General features: G+C 65.2%; 17 protein-coding genes. 12 read left to right on the plus strand and 5 right to left on the minus strand.

The features are described from left to right. Both DRB17_RS15205 and DRB17_RS15210 read left to right on the plus strand, forming a co-directional pair. Nucleotides 1-611 (plus strand): TetR/AcrR family transcriptional regulator (locus DRB17_RS15205; RefSeq protein ID WP_147274927.1); only part of this gene is annotated, 611 nt, incomplete at its 5' end. Nucleotides 612-623: 12 nt separating this feature from the next. Then, on the plus strand, nt 624-1,631 hold the full coding sequence (locus DRB17_RS15210; protein WP_114583079.1) for an IS1595 family transposase: 1,008 nt from the start codon (nt 624-626) through the stop codon (nt 1,629-1,631). Nucleotides 1,632-1,725: 94 nt separating this feature from the next. On the opposite strand, the gene DRB17_RS15215 is transcribed toward DRB17_RS15210, so the two are convergent. After that, nucleotides 1,726-2,784, minus strand: coding sequence for a nucleotidyltransferase family protein (locus tag DRB17_RS15215; RefSeq protein WP_114583080.1), 1,059 nt, complete (start codon nt 2,782-2,784; stop codon nt 1,726-1,728). Between the two features lie 335 nt (nt 2,785-3,119). Here DRB17_RS15215 and DRB17_RS15220 point away from each other — a divergent pair, with 335 nt between their 5' ends. Beyond that, nucleotides 3,120-3,614, plus strand: coding sequence for a transposase (locus DRB17_RS15220; protein WP_114583081.1), 495 nt, complete (start codon nt 3,120-3,122; stop codon nt 3,612-3,614). A 230-nt stretch (nt 3,615-3,844) separates the two neighbouring features. Continuing rightward, nucleotides 3,845-4,573, plus strand: coding sequence for an HAD family hydrolase (locus tag DRB17_RS15225; RefSeq protein ID WP_206607914.1), 729 nt, complete (start codon nt 3,845-3,847; stop codon nt 4,571-4,573). A gap of 19 nt (nt 4,574-4,592) precedes the next feature. Here DRB17_RS15225 and DRB17_RS15230 read toward each other — a convergent pair whose 3' ends face one another. After that, complete coding sequence (locus tag DRB17_RS15230; protein WP_206607915.1) at nt 4,593-5,123, minus strand: class I SAM-dependent DNA methyltransferase; 531 nt, start codon at nt 5,121-5,123, stop codon at nt 4,593-4,595. Between the two features lie 333 nt (nt 5,124-5,456). On the opposite strand from DRB17_RS15230, the gene DRB17_RS15235 reads away from it, so the two are divergent. Then, the gene (locus DRB17_RS15235) at nt 5,457-6,371 is read left to right on the plus strand and encodes a choline/ethanolamine kinase family protein (RefSeq protein ID WP_206607916.1); all 915 of its coding nucleotides are present in this window, start codon (nt 5,457-5,459) and stop codon (nt 6,369-6,371) included. Here the strand turns inward: DRB17_RS15235 and DRB17_RS15240 are convergent. Then, the gene (locus DRB17_RS15240) at nt 6,368-7,159 is read right to left on the minus strand and encodes a DeoR/GlpR family DNA-binding transcription regulator (protein WP_114583085.1); all 792 of its coding nucleotides are present in this window, start codon (nt 7,157-7,159) and stop codon (nt 6,368-6,370) included. The genes DRB17_RS15235 and DRB17_RS15240 overlap by 4 nt on opposite strands. 387 nt (nt 7,160-7,546) lie before the next feature. On the opposite strand from DRB17_RS15240, the gene DRB17_RS15245 reads away from it, so the two are divergent. From DRB17_RS15245 to DRB17_RS15270, 6 genes are all read left to right on the plus strand, one after another. Next, complete coding sequence (locus DRB17_RS15245) at nt 7,547-8,524, plus strand: ABC transporter substrate-binding protein (RefSeq protein WP_241503858.1); 978 nt, start codon at nt 7,547-7,549, stop codon at nt 8,522-8,524. Between the two features lie 147 nt (nt 8,525-8,671). Next, nucleotides 8,672-9,727 (plus strand): quaternary amine ABC transporter ATP-binding protein, encoded by a 1,056-nt coding sequence (locus DRB17_RS15250; RefSeq protein WP_114583136.1) that lies wholly within the window; start codon nt 8,672-8,674, stop codon nt 9,725-9,727. Beyond that, entirely contained in the window at nt 9,724-11,730 is a 2,007-nt protein-coding gene (locus tag DRB17_RS15255; RefSeq protein WP_114583086.1) for an ABC transporter permease, read from the plus strand. The genes DRB17_RS15250 and DRB17_RS15255 overlap by 4 nt, the downstream gene beginning before the upstream one ends. Before the next feature lie 42 nt (nt 11,731-11,772). Next, nucleotides 11,773-12,666, plus strand: a complete 894-nt coding sequence (locus DRB17_RS15260) for a choline kinase family protein (protein ID WP_114583087.1) — start codon at nt 11,773-11,775, stop codon at nt 12,664-12,666. Between the two features lie 229 nt (nt 12,667-12,895). Next, complete coding sequence (locus tag DRB17_RS15265) at nt 12,896-13,348, plus strand: (2Fe-2S)-binding protein (protein ID WP_114583088.1); 453 nt, start codon at nt 12,896-12,898, stop codon at nt 13,346-13,348. 2 nt (nt 13,349-13,350) lie between these two features. After that, a complete protein-coding gene (locus DRB17_RS15270; protein WP_114583089.1) occupies nt 13,351-15,645 on the plus strand; it encodes a xanthine dehydrogenase family protein molybdopterin-binding subunit in 2,295 nt (764 codons plus the stop codon). A gap of 68 nt (nt 15,646-15,713) precedes the next feature. On the opposite strand, the gene DRB17_RS15275 is transcribed toward DRB17_RS15270, so the two are convergent. Continuing rightward, entirely contained in the window at nt 15,714-16,292 is a 579-nt protein-coding gene (locus DRB17_RS15275; RefSeq protein WP_114583090.1) for a phosphonate degradation HD-domain oxygenase, read from the minus strand. Then, nucleotides 16,289-17,446: a 2-trimethylaminoethylphosphonate dioxygenase gene (tmpA, locus tag DRB17_RS15280; RefSeq protein ID WP_206607917.1), complete on the minus strand. Its 1,158-nt coding sequence runs from the start codon at nt 17,444-17,446 to the stop codon at nt 16,289-16,291. The genes DRB17_RS15275 and tmpA overlap by 4 nt, the downstream gene beginning before the upstream one ends. 100 nt (nt 17,447-17,546) lie before the next feature. Between tmpA and DRB17_RS15285 the strand changes: the two genes are divergently transcribed. Continuing rightward, complete coding sequence (locus DRB17_RS15285; protein ID WP_114583092.1) at nt 17,547-18,431, plus strand: LysR family transcriptional regulator; 885 nt, start codon at nt 17,547-17,549, stop codon at nt 18,429-18,431. Nucleotides 18,432-18,476: the final 45 nt, after the last annotated feature.

Consider the following 18,476-nt stretch of genomic DNA (forward strand, 5'->3'; position numbering starts at 1 on the left):
AAACTGGCGAAGAGCGACGTCGGCAGATCCTGGACACGATGCTCCGGATGGCCGGGGAACAGGGCCCCGACGCGGTCACGACCAAGGCATTGGCCGCGCGGATCGGCGTCAGCGAGCCCGCTCTTTATCGCCATTTCCCGGAAGGCAAGCCGCAGATGTGGCGGGCGCTGGCGACGGTCCTGGGCGAACGCATGCAAACGGCATGGCGCGCCGCCCTTGGGGAGGGCGATCCGGCACCGGCCCGCTTGCGACAACTCGTCGCCGCGCAGCTCCGTCTGATCGTAACGACTCCGGCGCTGCCCGCGATTCTGTTCTCGCGCACGCTGCATCGGGGCAACGCCGCGTTGCGTGCCGGGGTGGCGGAGGTCGCGGGACGCTTCCATGCCCGGCTGGAACACATCATCGCGGATGGACAGCGCACCGGCAAGATCGATCCCGGCGTGGAGCCGGACGCCGCCGCGTGGCTGGTGATCTCCGTCGTGCAAGGGACGGCGATCCGCTGGTCGCTGTCGGAGCGGGCCTTCGATCTGGAGCGCGAAGGGTTGCGCGTTCTCGATGTGGCGCTTCGCGGCCTGGAAGCGGGGCGACCGGCCCAAGAAACGGTATCGTGAGAGGCCGGTCGCATGGCGCGTTGGTCGAAGGCGCGGATGCCGAAGCACTGGTTGACCGCGCTGGAGAAGCGCGTGCGCACGGCGTGGGACATGATGGAGGCGTTCTCCGACGAGGCGGAATGCCGGCGGATTCTCGAGGCGATGGTCTGGGCAAGGGGCCACTTCTGCCCGTTCTGCGGCTCGCTAAGCTCGGCGCCGATCGCCGGGCGCGACGTCGGCAAGAAGGCGCGCCCCGGGCTTTGCCAGTGCGCCGAGCCGGAATACCGCGGCCGGTTCACCGTGACGACCCGGACGCCGCTTCACTCGACCAAGCTGAAGCTGTCAGCCTTGCTGCGTGCCATCTGGCGGTCGCCGCAGACCGACAAGGGGATGTCGTCGCCGCCGCTGGCGGAACTCGCAGGCGTCACCCGGACGACCGCCTGGTGGATGAGCCAGATGATCCGGCTGCTGATGGCGCCTGGCGAAGACCTGCTGGAAGGCCACATCGAAGCTGACGAGGTAATGGTCGGCGGCAAGCGGCGGAAGGACCCGTCGGACGCGGTCGCCCGACGCAACAAGCAGGGCCACACGACCAAGCGGCCGGTTCCGGTCACCATCCAGCGCCCACAGACGCTGGAGCTGCGCGCCTCGCCCGGGCGGGCCGTGGCGCGGCCGCTGATGGGCGTGAGCGCGGCGGCTCTGCAGCAGGTGATCTCGACTGTCGTCGCGGCCACGGCGACGCTGATGACCGACCAGCACGGCGGCTTCGCCGTTGTCGGCCGCAGCTACGCCGACCACCAGAGCGTCAACCACGGCCAGCTTGAGTGCGTTCGCGGCGACGTCCACGTGAACAGCGCCGAGGGCTTCAACGACCGGGTTCGCCGCACGGTCCCAGGCGTGTTCCATCATATCAGCCAGCAGTATTCGGAGCGCTATCTGGACGAGGTCGCGGTCCGCTGGAATCAGCGGATCTGCACCGGCATGGCGACCCGCAAGAGCCGCAGCGGCAAGGTGAGGGCCCGAGCGCGGTACGATCGGTGACCGTCTAAATCGCACGCGAGACCTCCAAACTCTCGGACTGCTGTGTCTGGTATGTAAAGCTGGAAAATTCACCGGTCGTCGGGCACTTTCTCGATCACGATCCTTTTATAGCGCCTTCAAGTGCTTGCCTGGCCTTCTCCGGCAGCAGGCGCAAGCTGCGATCCGCCTTGCCGCGCCAAGAGGGGCCTCGTTCCCGCAGATCACTCCAGGAATCCGCCAGGTCTTCCGGTCGCATCTCCGCGAGGATCTCGATGAGCGCCGCAGCCTGATCGAGATCTTTCCGCGCTTTGACCTGGCTGCGCGGGATCGCATGTCGCATCTGGGCGACGAGGAGTTTGTGCAGCGCGTATTTCTCGGGCGCTGGCACGTTGATCGGTATACCCGCCCCATGCAGGATCACCGCGTTCTGCTCCTGGTACATCAGGTAGTCCAGGAACCGGATAAGCTGGCCGTCGGTACGCAGGGCGCGCAGTTGCGTGAGACTGCCGCGCTCGGGTCCACGCAGCGGCGAGAGGACGTCGACGGAGTAGATCTCCGCTTTGCCGGATTCCAGTGCGTACCGAAGCGTACGGCGGGAGTCGAACGGATCGGGGATGGCGCGAAACCGACGGTCGACGCGTTTCAAAAGTGCCTCGGCATCTGCGTCGATCTGGTCCTCGACCGCGAGGGAGATGGAGTGGAACTGGGCGATATCGACGTCGCCTGTCCGGGACAGGGTCGCCGGGATATAAACCCCGAGCAGGCCCGAATAGCATTGGAAGGCGACTGAACCGACGACGACGGCACGCAGCCGAAAGGCGCCGGCCTCGGCAAGGGCGGCCAGAACATCCCCGGTGATCTTGTCGGGATAAGGAAGTCGCGCCGACCGCAGCGCCCGGACCATATCCCGGCGCTCTCGGCGGTTGTGGGTATGCTCATCGAGCTCCTGGATTCGCTGACGAACGAGATCGGTATCCGGCCCCAGATACCGCGGAGACGGGCGTTTACCGTGATCGGACGGCGGGCGCCAGTACCAGTACTTCCGGCCGTTGACCTCGCGTGTGTAAGCGCTGCCGCCGGTGCCGGCCGTGAGATCCTGCAGATTTCCGCGCCACGCGCGCTCATTAAGGTCGGCGTACATCGTCTGGGTGGCAACGGGTAGGTAATCGACCATGACTGGCGGTACCGCTCTCGTGTTGTAGCCAATACATAGGAACTGGCTACAAACCTGACAACCAGATGCCGCATACACGTTGTAGACAGTTCATGCAATTTGGCTACAACGATCGTGACCAGCGACCAGCCGCTTCCGCCGGCATAATATCGCCCCAAGCGCAAGCGGCGTTGGTTGAGCCCGCAAAGTGGCTGTCCAGCCAACAAAAGGCGCTGTTTGCCGGCGACGCCAAGAACCGCGGGCACTCGACGACGTACCGATAAGCGCGCGCTGTTGCCCGACGCCTTGGCGCCGTCTGCTGTGCCGGGCGCTTTCTAGTGTCGGGGCGAGGCGCGATGGAAGGCGCGCACGCGGTCTTCGCCGGCGCCGTCGGCGGTCTGGCTGAAGGCGATATGGCCGAAGCCGTGCTGAACGGCGTCGTGGAGACTGACGACATGGCGCTGGGTGGCAAGCCGCAGAAGGATCCGGGGAACCCGGATGCGCGTCAGAACAAGCAGGGCTACACCACGAAGACGCCAGCGCTGGTGGCGATCCAGCGTCCCGGAGCGATCGAGATCGGTATGGACCAACACGACAGCGTCAACCACGGGCGGATGGGGTGCGTATGGGGCATGGTGCACGCGATCAGGGCCGAGGGCTTCAACGACCGGATCCGCCGCACGGTCGTCGACGTCTACCATCACATCAGCCAGAAGCACATCAAGCGCTTCCTGCACGAGGAGACGTTCCGCTGGAACCAACGCGTCCGCATCGGAACGGTGACGCGCACCACGTGCAGCGGATGGACGATCACGCGGCGCGTCTACTATCGCGTTCCGTCGATCGAGTAAATGACACGGTTGCTGTCCAGCAGCGTTGGGCGCCAGCTCCGTACGACACGCGACGGCAGCTTTCGAGTTCTGTCGGCTGAACCTTTGTTTGGTATGTAATGGTGCATATATCCATATGACGAACAATGTGATAGGCGCTAACGCCACTCGCGGCCCGAGCGGCCATCGCGAGCGATGGGGTGATGCGTCCGCGTGACCCCGCTCAACCGAACACGGAGGATGGCCGCAAAGTGACTGTAGCGAGCACGCCGATCCAGGGGATCCTCTTCGACAAGGATGGAACCCTCGTCGACTACGACAAGACCTGGGCGCCGCTGAATCGCCAGGTTGCCGCGCTGGCCGCACAGGGCGACCCAGACCTGGCCGCCCGCCTGCTGGAGATCGGCGGCTACGATGTCGAGGCGGACCGGGTGGTTGGCGGCAGCTTGCTGGCCGCGTCCCACACGCAAGAGATCGCCGCGGCCTGGATCGAGGCCGGCGCAAAGCACGAGCTCGCCGCGCTGACGCGGGCGATGGATGAGATCTTCGCCGCCGGCGCGCAGCATGCCGTGCCGGTGACCGACGTGGCCGATCTGTTCCGGCGGCTGCGTTCGCGCGGCCTGGCGCTGGGGGTGGCGACCAGCGACGGCGAGGCGGCGGCGCGGGCGACGTTGGCGCGTCTTGGCGTCGAGACCGACGACCTGTTCGTTGCCGGCTACGACAGCGGTTTCGGCGGCAAGCCGAAACCGGGAATGGTCGAGGGGTTCTGCCGCGCCATGGGTCTGCCGGCAGGGGCCGTGGCGGTCGTCGGCGACAACCTGCACGACCTGGAGATGGCGCACGCCGCCGGTTGCGCCGCGGCGATCGGCGTGCTCAGCGGCACCGCCACGGCCGACGAGCTGGCGCACCGCGCAAGCGCGGTGATCGCCAGCATCGCGGAACTGGAAGCCCTGCTTGATCGCTGGCCGGTGCCGGCCTGAGCCCCGTCCTGGTTGTCGATTACCCGCCAAGCACCTTCAGGACCAGCGCGCGGCTGGTGGAGTGCCCTTCCTGGCCGGGTACCGAGATGTAACTGGGCGTCATCTCTACCACCTCGCAGCGCCCGGCGGCGACCAGCTTGTCCAGGTAATCCTCGAAGCTCTCCTCATAGAGCTTGTCCTTTACCGTCAGGATGAGATGGCCACCCGGGCGCACCACGCGCAGCAGTTCGTCGACGCCTTCCGGCTTGGCGTGACCGATGGTGAACACGCCGGCCGAGACGCAGGCGGCGAAGCGCCCGTCTTCGTAGGGAAGACGCTCGCCCAGGGCCGCCTTGCGCAGGTCGTCGTAGACGCCGCGGCTGCGGGCGACCTCCAGCATACCCTCCGAAACGTCGAAACCGGCGGCCTCGGAGTAGCCGAGGATCTTCAGCCATTCGCCCACCAGGCCTGTCCCCTGGCCGGCGTCGAGGATCGCCCCGGAATCAGCGGGCACGTATCGGGTGAGAAGGCCGATGCAGATCATGGGATGACGGTAGCCGGCCTGCAGCATGCTGGAATCGTAATCCTTGGCCCAGTTATCATACGTATTGGCAATATCTTCTACTGAATTGGATTTGTAAACATCATTTAAATGTCCAACTTGATTGGCGCTCGACATTGATACCTCCGATTTTGACTGAGCCAACGACCATCTTCACTGGATAAGCGCGCCCAGAGTGACGGCCGACAATCTGTGTGCTTGCAGGATACGCAATCCTCGATTACCACAGAAATCCACAGAAAGCTACAATGCCACACGAAAACGGCGTCTTCGGAGCCGCACATGGGCAGTGGTCCGGGCGCCCACATTGACGGAAGAGCCGAAACCCGAAGGGAGATGACCTTGGACGATATCGAATCCCACATCGTGCGAATTCCGCAGCTCCGGGATGTCCCGCGCCACGACCTTTCGGTCGAGCGCTTGGGAGGCTTGACCAACCTGGTTTATCGCATACGCGGGAGCGGCGACGACTACGTGCTGCGCGTGGCGGGGCCGGGAACGGAGGAATTCATCGATCGCTCGATCGAGGCGCATAACGCCCGCACCGCGGCGGCTGCCGGCGTCTCGCCCGAGGTGCTGTTCTTCGACGAATCCGACGGCCTGATGCTGATGCCCCACATCGCCGCGACGACGATGACGCCGGAGAGCTTTCACACGACCGAGGGCGCGCCGGCGCGTGCCGGCCGCGCGTTTCGCGAACTCCACACAAGCGGCCGGGAGTTCCGCTTCCGCTTCGAGTTGTTCGCGATGATCGACGACTATCTGAAGGTCCTCGACAAGCTGGGGGCGCAGCTACCCGACGGTTATCACGACGTGGTTCGCGAGGCGGAGGCGGTGCGCACCGTTCTCGATGCCAAGCCGGCCGCCCTGGCGCCGTGTCACTGCGATCCGCTGTGCGAGAACTTCCTGGATACCGGCGAGCGCATGTGGATCGTCGACTGGGAATATTCCGGCATGAACGATCCGCTGTGGGATCTGGGCGACCTCTCGGTCGAGGCCGGCTTTACGCCGGAGCAGGATCTCCAGATGATGGAGGCCTACTGTGGCGGCGCCGTGTCGGACGCGGACTTCGGGCGGATGGTTGTCTACAAGGCGATGTGCGACCTGCTTTGGACCCTGTGGGGTCTGATCCAGCACGCGAACGGCAATCCAGCCGAGGATTTCTGGGCCTATTCGATCGAGCGGTTCGAGCGCTGCAAGACGCTGATGGGCTCCGAGGAATTCGCCAATCGGCTGCAGGCGGTGAAGGAAAGCTAGGCGGTTTCTCGGTCCGCGACGTCTTCGTTGGCGATCAAGAGCCGAACTTCGTTGTCCCGCAGGTGCTTGAGGAAGGGTTCCGGCGGCGTCTGGTCGGTGATCAGGATATCGATGCGGCTGATGTCGCAGGCTTTGACAGGTGCCTGGTGCCGGAACTTGCTGACGTCCGCAACGGCGACGACCTGCGCTGCCTGCGCGATAACCGTCTGGCAGAACTCCGCTTCTTCCAGATGAAAGTCCATGACGCCGCCGTCGCTGTGCAGTGCGCCAAGCGAGATCACGGCGTAACGGACGCGGAAGCGGCGCACGAATTCGTGCGCCGTCGGGCCGAAGGTGGCGCCGTCGTCGCCCCGCATCTCGCCGCCGGCGACATAGACCTTGTTGCCCCTTTTGCCTTTCGCGAGGGTGCGGGCGATCTCGACGCTGTTGGTGACGACGAAGAGGTCGGCGTGGTTGGTCAGGGCGCGGGCCACATAGGCTGTCGTGCTGCCGGTATCCAGCATCAGCGAGTCGCCGTTTCTGATCAATTCGGCGGCCTTGCGGCCGATGGCCTGCTTGGCGACGCCGTTCTGGATCATGCGCTTCTGGAAGGCGGGTTCGCGGTTGAGGTCCGGCAGGACGACGCCGCCGTGAACCCGCTCCACCAGCCCCTTGCTGGCCATCGCCTTGATGTCGCGACGGATCGTCTCGTCGGACACGTTGAGCGCGCGCATCAACTCGGCGACCGTGGCCGAGCCGGTTGCGTCGAGCGTGTCGAGGATGGCGTTCTGCCGGACAGTCCGATTCACGGAAGGCTTCCTTCTGACCGATGGAGGGAAATGTTCCCACAACCAAAGGGCAGTATAAGGCGTCGCCTGTCGCCACGGAAGCCCATTTTTGTGGTATTTTGTGGTTTTTGGTTGACATTGTCGGCCACCTGACGCCTAACTTGGGCCCTCACATCAGGCAGTCCCACGCGATCAGATTCGGCTTGGGAAAGTAATGCTCGGACGACGCGCAAGTGTAGTCGAAATATTCAAGCGCGAGCACAGCGTGGCCTGAACCGACCAATCCGCTGGCGGTGTATGTGTGTCGTCGCCGGTGGAGATGGTACGTCGCCGACGCCGGCGGGCGTGTGTCCGATGGCGGTACGGCAATGCGAGACAAATGCAATTGAATAGGGAGAGGGGGAACCGATGGCACCTGCTTTTGGCAAGCTGGCCGGACGGACGGCGCTGATCGCCGGCATGATGGCCGCCGCACTTTCGACGGCCCCAGCACATGCGGCCGACGTCCCGGAGTCCGACGACCCGATCAAAATGACCATCCACGACTGGACCGGGCAGGCGCTCACGACTCACATCATGGGCAGCGTCCTTGAGGACATGGGTTACAACGTCGAGTACGTCCAGGCCGACTATCTGGCCCAGTTCGCCGGGTTGGAGTCGGGCGACCTGCACGTCGCCATGGAAATCTGGGAAACCACCGGCAAGGACGCCCTGACGGCATCGCTGAAGACCGGTGATACCGTGGATCTCGGCGAGACCGGAATGAAGGCCATCGAGGAGTGGTGGTATCCGAAGTACGTGAAGGAGGAGTGCCCCGGTCTGCCGGACTGGGAAGCGCTGAACGACTGCGCCGAGCTGTTCGCGTCGCCGGAAACGCACCCCAAGGGTCGCTACCTGGGCGGTCCCGTGACTTGGGGCGGCAAGGATGAAGAGCGCGTCGAAGCGCTCGGGCTGGATTTCGAGGTGGTCCATGCCGGTACGGACGCCGCGCTGTTCGCGGAGATCCAGTCGGCCTACCAGCGGCGCCAGCCGATCCTGGCGTGGGTGTATACGCCGCACTGGGCGCCGATCAAGTTCGAGGGCGAGTGGGTCGAGTTCCCGCGCTACTCCAAGGAGTGCTACGAGGATCCGAGTTGGGGCCCGAACCCGGACAAGACCGTCGATTGCGGTAAGCCGCGCGGTTGGATCAAGGCCGTGGGCTGGGCCGGCGGCGAGGAGAAGTGGCCCGCGGCCTACGAAGCAATTCGCAACTTCAACATCACCAACCAGGACATGGGCGAGATGATCGGCAAGGTCGATCTCGACGGCATGCCGATCAGCGTCGTGGTCGACGAGTGGATGGAGAACAATCGGGACACCTGGCAGTCCTGGATTCCCAAGAACTAGCATCGCCTCCAGACCGCCGGCGCCGGAGGCTGGACTGAATCCGCGGTCCAGCCTCCGGCGCCCTCTCCATCAACAGCAACCCCGGGACACTTCTTCGTTATGGTTGAGGAATCCGGCGCCAAAGAGGCGAGCCGACCGGATATTGTCATGCAATCCAGGCAATCCGCCGACGCGAAGCTGAGTTGCCGCGGACTCTGGAAGCTGTTCGGCGACGATGCCGAACGCTTTCTTGCGCGTTGCGACGGGCACCCCAGCGCCGAGCAGATTGCCGGAGCCGGCTACATCGGCGCGGTGCGCGATGCGAACCTGGATGTCCACGACGGCGAGGTCTTCGTCATCATGGGCCTGTCGGGGTCCGGCAAGTCTACGATCGTGCGCTGCCTGTCGCGGCTGGTGGAGCCCACGGGCGGCGAACTGCTGTTCGAGGGTGAAGACCTCCTGGCGGCGGACGAGAAGCAACTGACCGAGATACGCCGGCACAAGATGGGAATGGTGTTCCAGCACTTCGCGTTGCTGCCGCACCTCTCCGTGCTTGGCAACGTCGCCTTCCCGCTTGAAATCCAGGGTGTCGACCGAGCGACGCGAGAGCGCCGCGCGATGGAGGTCATCGAACTCGTCGGTCTGGAGGGGCGCGAAACCTATTTCCCGCGCGAGCTGTCCGGCGGTCAACAGCAGCGTGTCGGCATCGCCCGCTCCCTGGCGGTCGAGCCCGACGTCTGGTTCCTGGACGAGCCGTTCTCGGCGCTCGACCCGCTGATCCGGCGGGAGATGCAGGACGAGTTCCTGCGCCTCCAGAGGGTTCTGCACAAGACCATCGTTTTCATCACGCACGATTTCGACGAGGCCATCCGCCTGGCCGACCGGATCGCGATCATGAAAGCCGGCGAGATCGTGCAGATCGGCTCGCCCGAGGAACTGGTGACCAATCCGGCAACGCAGTACGTCGCCGAATTCACCCGCGACGTCGATCGCTCGAAGGTGCTTTCGGTGCGCTCTGTCACGACACAGGCGGAGGACATCGGCGAGGTGGCCGGAGAGGTGAAGGCCGATGAACGCATCGGCGAGGTCGCGCATCGTGTGGTGAACGCCGACAGGCCGTTTGCCGTCATGGACGAGACTGGCCGCGTGATCGGCCGGCTAGAGAAGAACGCGGTGCTGGATGTGCTGGCGCCGCACGGAAGCAGGGACGTGGCGGCGCAATGACGGCTTTGACCGGGGTCGAAACGCGTCCGGCTGTCGTGCGCCGTCCCACGGTTCTCCTGTGGGCTTTGACGCTGGCGGTGCTCCTCGCTCTCTGGTTCGCCGGCGCCCGCATGGAATGGCTCGCCCACTATCCCGACGAATGGGTTTTGCCGTTGCGGGACTGGGTCAGCGAAGCCATGGAATGGCTGGTGAAGGAGGCCACTTTCGGGCTCTTCACCTTCAAGGAGTTCACGCGGGGTATCGCCTGGCTTTTGAACGTGCCGCTGCAGGCCTGTCTGGTCCTTCTGGCGCACGGGCTTGAGGTGCCGCTCGGCGAGGAAAGCAGCATCCTGATCCCGCCGCTGTCCTGGCTGGGCGTCCTGGGCGGCGTGACCTGGCTGGCCTGGCGCGTCGGCAGCCGTGGGCTGGCGATTCTGGTCGGCACGTGTTTCGCCTATCTCGCTGTCTTTGGCCAGTGGAACAGCGCGATGGTGACGCTGTCATCGATCCTGGTCGCGGTGCCGGTGGGCATCGTCTGCGGCGGGTTGCTAGGCATCCTCGGCTATCGCAGCCATGCTTTCGAGCGGGCGATCACGCCGGTGCTCGATCTGATGCAGACGGTGCCGGTCTTCGCCTATCTGGTCCCGGTGCTGTTCCTGTTCGGCTTCGGGCCGGTTTCGGCGATGATCGCCACCATCATCTACGCCATGCCGCCGATGGTGCGGATGACGATGCTGGCGTTGCGTGGGGTCTCCGCCGAGGTTCTGGAATTCGGCCGCATGGCCGGCTGCAGCGAGCGGCAGATGCTGTGGAAGGTGCTTCTGCCCTCTGCCCGGCACAGCCTGATGGTTGGCGTCAACCAGGTGATCATGCTCTCGCTGAACATGGTCATCATCGCCTCGATGATCGGGGCCGGCGGGCTTGGTCACGACGTCCTGACGTCGCTGCGGCGTCTGGCCATCGGCGACGGGTTGGAAGCCGGGGTCGCCATCACCGTACTGGCGATCTCGCTGGACCGTTTGAGCCAGGCCGTGGCAAACCGCGGCGCGACGCCCGTTCACCTGCAGACCGAACAGGGCTTTGCCGACCGCCATACGACGCTGCTTGGCATCGCCGGTATCCTGCTTGGGACCTACGTGCTGGCCTTCTTCATTCCTGCCCTCCGCAGTTATCCGGACCAGTTGGTCATCGACACCGGGCCGCTTTTCGAGAACCTGGTCGCGTGGGTGAACGTCCACCTCTACATCTATCTCGATGCCGTCAAATCCTGGTTGCTGATCAACCTGCTGATTCCTTTCAAGCGCCTGTTGATCGACGCGCCCTGGCCGGGCGTCGCGGTGGTTCTCGCCATGGCCGGCTGGCGCATCGGCGGCTGGCGGCTGGGCGCGCTCGTGGCCTCGCTGGCGATCTTCATCGCTGTCACCGGCAACTGGGAAAAGGCGATGGTGTCCGCCTATCTCTGCGGCATCTCGGTGGTGCTGGCGATGGCGATAGGCCTGCCGATCGGCATCCTCGCCGCGGGAAGCGAGCGCTTTCACCGGATCGCCCAGAACATAGCGGACACGCTGCAAACCCTGCCGAGTTTCGTCTACCTGATCCCCGTGGTGATGCTGTTCCAGGTCGGCGACTTCTCCGCGATGGTCGCGATCACGGCCTACGCCGTGGCGCCGGCGATCCGCTACACGGACCACGGCTTGCGCGGCGTGCCGGGCGAGGTGATCGAGGCGGCGAAAATGTCGGGCTGCCGCCGCGGCCAATTGCTTTGGAAGGTGAAGGTGCCGCTGGCGATGCCGGAGATCATGCTGGGCGTGAACCAGACCATCATGATGGCGCTGTCCATGCTGGTCATCACCGCGCTGGTCGGCACCAGGGATCTTGGCCAAGAGGTCTATATCGCGCTGACCCGCGCCGATACCGGACTTGGGCTGGTTGCCGGTGTGTGCGTGGCCTTCCTGGCGATCATCGCGGACCGCCTGATCGGGGCATGGGCCGCGCGGCGCAAGCGCGAACTCGGCCTGGACTGAACTCGGCCGGGACTGAACTCGACCTGGACTGACGGGGAGGCAATGACAAAGGCTTACGACAATCCCGCCGCAAGGGTCGCGGATCTCGATATCTGGTCGGGCCCGGTCGACCCGCGCCCGATAGAGGGCGGCATCACGAACACGAACTTCCTGGTCGACGACGCCGGGGAGCGCTTCTTCGTGCGTGTAGGCCAGGACATTCCCGTGCACGGGGTCATGCGTTTCAACGAGCTGGCGGCCGCGCGCGCGGCGGAAGCTGCCGGCATCTCGCCCGCCGTGGTGCATGCGCAGCCGGGAGTGCTCGTCACGCGCTTCGTCGAGGGGCGAACGCTGGATGAGGCCGACATCCGCCAGCCGGCGAACCTGGAACGGATCGTGCCGTTGATCCGGCGCTGTCACCACGACATGGCCCATCACATGCGCGGGCCGGTCCTGATGTTCTGGGTGTTCTACATCGTGCGCCACTACGCCGGCGTCCTGCGCAGCGCCGACAGTCCGCGCGCCCCCCAACTCGGCGAATTGCTCGACAGGGCCGAGCGGCTGGAACGGGCGGTGGGGCCAATCGACGTGGTCTTCGGCCACAACGATCTGCTGGCGGCGAACTTCATCGACGACGGCGAACGCCTCTGGCTGATCGACTGGGACTATGCCGGCTTCAATTCGCCGATGTTCGACCTTGGCGGCCTTTCCTCCAACAACCAGTTCGGCGCGGAAGAGGAAGAGATGCTGCTGCATCTCTATTTCGGCCGGGCGCCCCGGCCGCAAGAGCGCCGGGCGCTGGCGGCCATGAAGGCGGCATCGCTGCTGCGCGAGAGCATGTGGAGCATGGTGTCCGAGGTGCATTCGGCCATCGACTTCGACTTCGAGGCTTATACGCAGGAAAACCTGGACCGCTTCGAGCGGGCCTGGAGCGAGTTCCAACCCCTGGAGCAATAGCGGGCCAGTCGCCGCCTGCCTGCACGGGGAAAATCCCTGCAATCCGGTGACGCATCGCGTCATGCCGGCGCGCATCAATTTTGATGTGCCTCCAGTAGCCTATCCCGAACTTCGGTCGCACAATGGTTAACGTCTCGAGTGTCCGGGCCGTGAACGCCGGCTGGCGCGTCCTGTCGTATTCAACGACGGGGTGAAGCGATTCCGGATTGTCGAACCAGAGAGGTGTTCCATGATCGAATTGAAGGTCAACGGGGTCCGCCGTGCGTACTACGGCGATCCGAACATGCCGCTGCTTTGGTATCTGCGCGACGAGATCGGCCTTGCAGGGACCAAATACGGCTGCGGTGTCGGCCTGTGCGGTGCCTGTATCGTTCACGTCGGCGACAGCGCACGGCAATCCTGCCTTACCACGGTCGCCGACGCCGCGGGGCAGGAGGTGACGACGATCGAGGGCCTCCATCCAGACGGCAACCATCCAGTCCAGCGGGCCTGGCGTCAGCATGACGTGCCGCAGTGCGGCTTCTGCCAGACCGGCCAGATCATGCAGGCCGCCGCCTTGCTGGCGGAAAACCCGAATCCCTCCGACGAAGAGATCGTCGAGGGCATGTCAGGCGCCGTCTGCCGTTGCGGCACCTACCAGCGCATCCTGGCCGCCGTGAAGACGGCGGCGGAGGAGGTCTAGTCATGACGCGCATCGTGAACGTCAGCCGCCGCAGCATGCTGAAGGGTGCGGGCGGCTTCGGCGCGCTCGTGCTGGGCGCGCGCATCGTGGGCCGGCCGATGATCAATGCCGCCGTCGCCGCGACGAGCGTCGGCACTGGTGCTTTCGAGCCCAATGTGTTCGTCTCGCTGGACACCGACGGATCGGTCGCCATCGTATGCCACCGCTCCGAGATGGGACAGGGCGTGCGAACCGGCCTGCCGCAGATCGTGGCGGACGAGATGGAGGCCGACTGGAGCCGTGTGTCGGTATGGCAGGCGCCCGGCGATCCCAGCCGCTACAAGTACAAGGACAACCAGAACACCGACGGCTCCCGTAGCATCCGCCACCACTTCACCATCATGCGCGAGATGGGCGCCCAGGCGCGCGACCTGCTGGAGCGCGCGGCCGCCCGGCAGTGGGGTGTCGATCGTGGCGACGTCTACGCCCGCGATCACCGGGTACACCACACAGGGAGTGGACGCTCCCTCGGCTTCGGCGAACTGGCGCAGGCGGCGGCTGAACTGGAACCGGCGGGCGGTGATGGCGCGCCTCGCTTGAAGGACCCGTCGGAGTGGAAGTACATCGGCCGCGATTTGCCGATCGTCGATCTCTACGACATGACGACCGGCGGTGCCACATATGGCGCTGACGTGCGCCTGCCTGGCATGAAGATCGCCGTGGTGGCGCGGTGTCCCGTCTACCGGGGTCGCGCCAAAACCTTCGACGCGACCGAGGCACTCGAAGTGCCGGGCGTGGAGCAGGTGATCGAAATCCCGCCGCTGGGCGACAGGCCGGCCGAGTTCCGTCCGTTGGGCGGCGTCGCGGTGATCGGGGCCAACACCTGGTCGGTCATGCAGGGGCGTGGCAAGCTCAAGATCGACTGGGAGCCGGGGCCGAACGAAAGCCACGATACCGACACCTACGAGTCGCAGCTTATCGAATCCGCACGGGCGGGCGGTCACGTCATCCGCGAGCGGGGTGAGCCCGACGGGGCCTTCGCCGGGGCCGCGAAGGTCCACGAGGCCGACTACTACGTGCCGTACTTCATCCATACGCCGATGGAACCGCCGGTCGCGGTGGTGGACGCCACGAGGACGCCGGTGCGTATCTGGGCCGCCACGCAGGCGCCCAACGAGACGCGGCAATACGTGGCCGAAGCGCTGGGCATCGACCAGGCGGATGTCGCGTGCAACGTGACGCTGCTGGGTGGCGCGTTCGGCCGGAAGTCGAAGCCGGACTTTGCCGCAGAGGCAGCGATTCTCTCGAAACGCGTCGGCGCGCCGGTGCGCATGCAATGGACGCGCGAGGACGAGATCCAGCAGGGCTACTATCATGCGTGCTGCGCCCAGAACTTGAAGGCGGCGGTCGACGACTCCGGAAAGGTCACGGCCTGGCGTCAGAGCGCGGCCTACCCCTCGCTGATGACGCTCTGGGAACCGGAACGCAACGTGGGTTCCTCGCTGGAAAACGGCCTGGGCCTTGTCGATATGCCGTACAACGCCGTTCCCAACATCCGGATCGAGAACGGCGAGGCGAGGGCGCACCTGCGGATTGGCTGGTATCGCTCGGTGAACAATATCCAGCACGCCTTCGCCATGAACTGCTTCGTCAACGAATTGGCGGAGACCACCGGGCGCGACCACGTCGAGCTGCTGCTGGAGTTGATCGGGGAGCCGACCAACCTTGATCTGACAGCCGACGGCGTCGAGGACTATTTCAACTATGGCGATCCGATTGCCGACTGGCCGATCATGACGGGCCGGCTCTCGAACGTGCTGCGGGTCGCGGCGGACAAGTCGGGATGGGGCAAATCCCTGCCGCGGGGCCACGGCCTGGGCATTGCCTGTCACCGTTCGTTCCACAGCTACGTGGCGACGGCGGTGCATGTCGCCGTGCAGGACGACGGCAACTTCTCGATTCCGCAGGTCGACGTCGCCGTCGATTGCGGCCGCTACGTCAATCCCGACCGGGTTCGCTCGCAGATGGAGGGTGCGACGGTCTATGGCAACACGGTCGCCCGCCACGGCAGGATCACCACCAAGCAAGGCGCCGTGGAGCAGAGCAACTTCCACGATTACCCGATCTCGCGGATTTCGGACGCGCCGCTCGACGTGCGGGTCCATATCGTTGAGGACTACACCGACCACCGGCCCTGCGGGGTCGGCGAGCCGGGCGTACCGCCGTTCGCACCCGCCCTTGCGAACGCGCTCTACCAGGCAAGCGGAAAACGCATTCGCCGCCTGCCGATCGACACCGCGGAACTGGCCAGGACTTGAATGCCTGCTGAGACGGGGCGCACCGCCGGTGCGTCCCGTCGGCTACCACGGAAATGGAGGGCGCCCCGTCATTCCAGGTACAGGTCGATGACGCGCTGCAATAGGGGGGCGTAGTGGTCGAAGCCCGGCGTGGTCTGGCCGGGAACCTTGGCGTCGTCGTCCCAGATACGCATCCGGACCGCGTTGCGATGGTGGGGATTGGCGCGGAACGCGTCGACCTCGTCCTCGCTCATCGGGCCGCCCTGAAGGTTCAGGGTATGGACCGAGGCATCGGACAGGCGCCCGAAGTAATCCGGGTCCACCGCGCAAAGGTAGCGTTTGGCGGCGACGTGCAGGCGGATCGGCTCGGTGACAGCCGGCGGGAAGAATGCCGCCAGCACTTGCGGACCCGCATCCTCGTGGTGGTTGTCCTGACCTTTCTCAAGGGCATCCTCGGGGAACTCGTTCGTGTAGTGGCCGATGTCGTGCAGCAGCGCCGAGGCGATCAGTTCGTCACCGGCGTCTTCCATCTCGGCCAATCTGGCGCTCTGGAGCATGTGCTCGGCCATCGTCACGCGCTCGCCCAGATAGGATTCGGCGCCTCGTCGCTCGAAAATATTGGCGATGAAGTCGACGATGTTCTCTCGGTTCAGTGTGTTGAAGCTCATGCCTGAAGCTCCTTCGTCCTGCGTTCGCCGGCGGCAAGTTTGGAGAGAAGGCCGTCCTTGTCGGCGTAGCAGCCCTGCAGCCAGCGGGTTCCCGTCCCGGCGTAGGCGTTGCGGCCATGCATGACGCGGGTGTTGTCGACGATGAACAGCTCGCCGGGCCTCAGCTTGAACGACACCTTGAGATCAGGCCGTTCCAGGATCTCGGCGAAGTGACGATAGGCGTCGTAGTAGTCCGCCATCGCCTCGAAGGGAATATCGGTGAGCGGCCCGGCCGAGCGGTTGTTGAAGCGCACGGCGCGCAGTTCGCCGTCGGGGCCAAGCTCGATCATCGGGCGTTTCGCCGACAGGTGTACATCCGCCGAGCCGGCGTAGGTGAAGCGCGCGGCGTGAGCGGTGAGAAGGTCGAAATGCGCCGGCGTCTCCTGCTGCAGGATTTCCGCCGCCTTGAAGCCGTCGACCACGACCGAGTCGCCGCCGTCGGCGGAATTTTCCAGGCAGGCAAGAAGCTGAAGCGTGGGCACCGGGTCCCGGTACGGATTATCGGTGTGCACCTGCAGCCCGAGGCCCGTATAGGCGAGGTTCACCGGGTCGATCTCGGAGCGGACCTCGAACCAGCGGCCATAGTTCGTCTCGCGCACGAAGCCGAACAGCTCGACGACATCGCAGATGGCCCCGCTTTCGGCCGGCATCCCGGTCATCTTGGCGAAGCCATAGCGGCGAACCGCGCCAAGCCACCGGTGCAGGGCGTTCTCATCGCTCCTGACCGCGTCGTAGGTCTCCGTGGGTATGGATTCCGCGAGCTCCGAGTCCCAGCGGGCGATGTCGTGCGGTGTCCATCCCCGTCCGCCGGGCATCGCCACGTCGTAACGGTGAGTCCTCAGCCAGTCCGCCGGGAACGTCGCCGGCTTGTCCTCCGGTGCGAAGGTCAGAGCGAGGCCGCCATCCGGTGTGATGTTCGCCGCGACAATGTGCGTATCGCCGGGGATATCGAGGACCGTGATCAACCGCTGTCCGTTCCCGGGCGCCTTGGTTCCCGGGTCGAGCGCGTGGTCGCGCAGCCAGACGGCATGGAAGCGCGCCGTCATGCCGTCGCTCCATTCCAGCCGCACGGCCTTGCCGCCGTCCAGGATCTCCACGCCGTGTAGTTCGGACACGTCAGCACCTCCGGCCAATGTCTGGATTTGCGGTGGAGGATAGATATGCGAAGCTGCGAAATGAAATAATGTGTTTGAGGTCATTGGGATAAATTTTTCAATGCCTGTGCCGAGCGACCTGCAACCGCTTCCCCCGCTTGCCTGGCTGCGTGCGTTCGAGACGGCGGCGCGGCTGGAAAGCTTCACCAGTGCCGCGCAAGAGCTTGGCCTCTCCCAGGCCACGGTCAGCCAGCAGATCAGGAAGCTCGAAAGCAGGCTGGGAACCGAGCTGTTCCACAGGCTGGCCCGGGGCGTGGAGTTGACGGCGGACGGCGCAGCCTACCTGCCGCACGTGCACGCTGCATTCAGCGCGCTAGCCAGATCGACAAGGGACCTCTTCGGCACGGACCGCCGGCGGACGATCACGCTTGCCTCGCCCGCCTCCTTCGTTGCGCTCTGGCTCGCTCCGCGTCTTCCCGGGCTGGAGGCAGCCGCGCCAAGGCTCAGTCTGTCCATTGCGGCGATCCACAGGCCGGCGGATTACGAGCTTGAGAACGCAGATATCGAGATTCGCTACGGCGACGGCGATTGGCCGGGTGCGGACAAGGCGCCGTTGCTGGCCGAGGTCCTGTCGCCCGTATGCGCGCCGGCACTGCTCAAGAAGGAAGCGGACTGGACGCGGTTGCCGGCAATCGCAATCGCGGGTGCGCGTGTCGGATGGTCCGAGTGGTGTGCGTTCGCCGGGGTGCCGCCGCCAGGCCCGCCAGCGTTGCGGTTCGACAGCTTTATTTCCGCGCTGGAGGCCTCGAAGGCGGGGGCGGGCGTACTACTGGCCTCGCTCCCGCTGGCCGATGGAAGCCTGCGCGAGGGGTCGCTGAAACGCCTGTCGTCGGTGGAGCTTCGCACCTCTGCCGGCCATTGGCTGGTCCGCGACAGCGGCAGGCTCGGACCGGGCGATGCCGATCTTGTCTGGCGATGGCTGATCGATCAGCCCCGAACCGGTTGAGCCACGCTTGGGTCGTTCATGTAACGCGGCTTTCGGCTCGCGGTT

Source organism: Ferruginivarius sediminum (assembly GCF_003344765.1).
GTDB lineage: Bacteria > Pseudomonadota > Alphaproteobacteria > Kiloniellales > Rhodovibrionaceae > Ferruginivarius > Ferruginivarius sediminum.